2 protein-coding genes are annotated in these 3152 nt (G+C 42.3%); both read left to right on the top strand.

Going from position 1 to position 3152, the window contains the following annotated elements; all coding sequences use genetic code 11:
• On the top strand, nt 1-1753 hold a 1753-nt coding region (locus K1X84_16900), incomplete at its 5' end, for a tetratricopeptide repeat protein (GenBank protein MBX7153308.1).
• 176 nt (nt 1754-1929) lie between these two features.
• On the top strand, nt 1930-3152 hold a 1223-nt coding region (locus K1X84_16895), incomplete at its 3' end, for a hypothetical protein (protein MBX7153307.1).

Below are 3152 nucleotides of genomic sequence, written 5' to 3'. Positions count from 1 at the left end.
CGTTATTGGCTATGACGAAACCAAACATCAAATTATCATGCACGATCCGACTGTGGCTAATGACCATGCCGTAGCGTATGATGATTTTTTGAGAGAATGGAAACAAAGCGGCAACGAATGCGCCATTGTCGTTCCTTTTGATAAAAACATCATCGTAACGGAAGGACCGATCACTACCAACAAAGCCGTTGAAACCAAATGGTCCGGCGATAAAGCTATGGGTGATCATAATTATGACAAAGCTGTTGGATTATTCAGAGAAGCATTGCAGTTGCTGCCAAATTACGAAGGTGCGCTGGAAGGTATTATGCTTGTTCATTTGGCGAAAGATGAAACGGACAAAGCCACGGCCGTACTGGACACGTTATTACAACTCAATCCCAACAGTGTTGATCTCGTTCTGCGTAACGCCAGCCTGCTCTTGTCGCAATATGATTATGATAAAGTACTCCAAGTGATGAAAAAAGCGAAGCAATTAGACGAGTCCAATATCAATAATTATATTTTTACGGCAAGCGCGCTTTTTGCACAAAAAAAATACGATGAAGCCATTGCCGAAATCAAACAAGCGGTCAAGATCAACCCGCTCACTTCCGGACCGCGAACAATCCTGGCCGGTTTTTTGGCCGAAATCGATGATTTCGATCAGGCGTATGAACAGGCAAAACTGGCCATTAAATATGAACCGGAAAATGTGGGCAATTACCTGACGCTCAGCGGCATTTATCAGAACGAAATTAATTACCGTTTTCTTACATCTGAGAAAAAATCGAAATTGATCAGGAAAATTCTGGAATCCACAGATGTGATCAAACAAACCAATCCCGGATTTCCCAATCTGGATCAATTGTATGCCGACGTATATGTGCTGGGCGATATGTTCGTGCTGGCCGATTCGCTCTACGATGAAAATATCAAAAAATTCCCAGATGAGAACGGGACCTATAATAATTATGCTTGGTACTTAGCTACAGAAAACACGCGATTGAATGAAGCCGAAAAGATGTCGATCAAGTCGATAGAATTGTCACAACGCAATCCATATTATTTCGACACGCTTGGATGGATTCATTTCAAAATGGCGATGGCGTATAGGCAAGCCGGTAAAAAAGATTCAGCCGAAGCTTATTTCAGTAAGGCTGAATCCGAATTGAAAGCGACGATCGCGTATGATGTATACAGCGATTTTGCTTATCGCCATTTGGGAGTTGTGTATGAGCAATGGGGCAAACAGGATTTGGCAAAAGCACAGTTTGATATTGCCATCGCTATGCTGCCTAATAAAGCGCGAATATTTACTGAAATTGCTCAGGATTGTGAAGAGGCAGCCTTATATGATCGTGCGATTGAATTTTATCTTCTGGCATTAGAACAAAAATCAAATTCAGACTATGCAGCATACCGGCTTGCTTATTTGATGGCGCGTACAGGGAAAGACCCGGCCTCGGCTATGAAATGGATTGACCGAGCGATTGAATTGGATTCATCTAACTTTCTGTATACCGGCGTGAAAGGTATTATTTACTACAAACAAAAGGATCTGCCATCCGCTATGAAGCTCCTCGAAGAAACAGTTAAACAACAGGCCGGTTATTTTGATAAAGAAGCAGCTGTCAATCATTATTATCTTGGATTAGTTTATCGGGATTTGAAACGCAGTGCCGACAGCCGCAAACAATTTTCAGAATACATCAAGCGGGCCCCTTTTGGTGAATTGGTCGCAGAGGTCAGAAAATTGCTTCAAACGTTGTAACACAGAAAACTCAAGTCGCTTTAGGGAGTGAATTAATCCCAATATGGCCTTGACTTTTTTAGCCTCAAAGGATATATTGGGCACTCTTTTTTGGATATCTGTTCTTTTTTGATGAACCGATACAATTTTTTGATGTTTATAGCTGAATTAAAGTAACTACCGGAGGATTTTCTGGAATGATTAAAAACAAAAATATGAGACTGGGCATTATTCTCGTATGCGTTGCTTTGTCTCTTTATGCATTGTGGCCCACGTTTAAATTTTACGGTCTGACGGATTCAGAGAAACAAGATCTGCAAAAGACGGCGGAAGGAACCAAACAACTCCACGATCTTCAAGGCAAGTCTATCAATCTCGGACTCGATTTGAAGGGGGGGATTCACTTGGTCATGGAAGCGGACGTAGTGACGTTGTTCGAAACGCTCGCCAAAACCAAAGATGCTGCATTTACAAAACTTTTCGAAGAGGCTTCGACGGAATATCGCCAACATCCGGACTTGAGTTTTACCACGATTTTGGAAAAACATTTTGCTGATGCTAAAGTGCCGATGGTAAATTACTGGGGTGAAAAACATAAAGACGATGCCGGCGTAATTAAATATCTGAACGAAGAAGCAAAAGATGCCGTCGATCGTGCACAACAGATTATTCGTAATCGTGTTGATCAATTCGGCGTGAGCGAGCCGACGATTCAGAAACAAGGCGATCACCGAATTATTGTTGAATTGCCTGGTATCGAAGACCCTGCTCAGGCAAAAAATCTGATTCAACAGACGGCGTTACTTGAATTCAAACTCGTACGTGATCCCCAAGATGCATCGAATGTATTTGAAAAACTGGATGCTTTTTTTGCAAAAAATGACAGCCTAACTAAGACAATTGCGGCGATGGATACTTCTGCGCCCGATACAACGAAAAAAGAACAAACATCCGGCTTGACCGCAGAATTGCAGAAAGCAGAAAAAGATTCTACAAACAGAGATTCAACTGCCGCCGGAATCACCAACGCCCGTCCTTTTACACAATATTTACATGGACAGCAGATTGGGCAAACCGGTTATGATTTTTATATCGAAGAAAAAAATGTAGATTTCATCAAATCGCTTGTTTACACCAAAGTCGGCGATCATTTCAAAATCAAACCTGAAATTCAAGCCGTGATCGGCGAGAGCAATGATATTATCTTCAGTTCCAAGCCGGTTTTTGAAGGATACTACGCTATTTACATTTTGAAAAAAGCAGCAGAACTTTCAGGAGCCGTCATTACCGAGGCTAAGCAGGATATTTACCAGGGAATGGATCCGGGTCTGGCCGGACGCCCGATCGTGACATTGAAAATGACGGACGAAGGCTCAAAGCGCTGGGCTATCATCACGGGTGCTAATGTAGGAAAACGCAT

It is taken from the genome of bacterium, from assembly GCA_019695335.1.
In the GTDB taxonomy this organism is placed as follows: Bacteria; CLD3; CLD3; order SB21; family SB21; genus JABWBZ01.
Note: the sequence above shows the minus strand (reverse complement) of the source record. Positions and strands in the feature narration are given on the sequence as shown.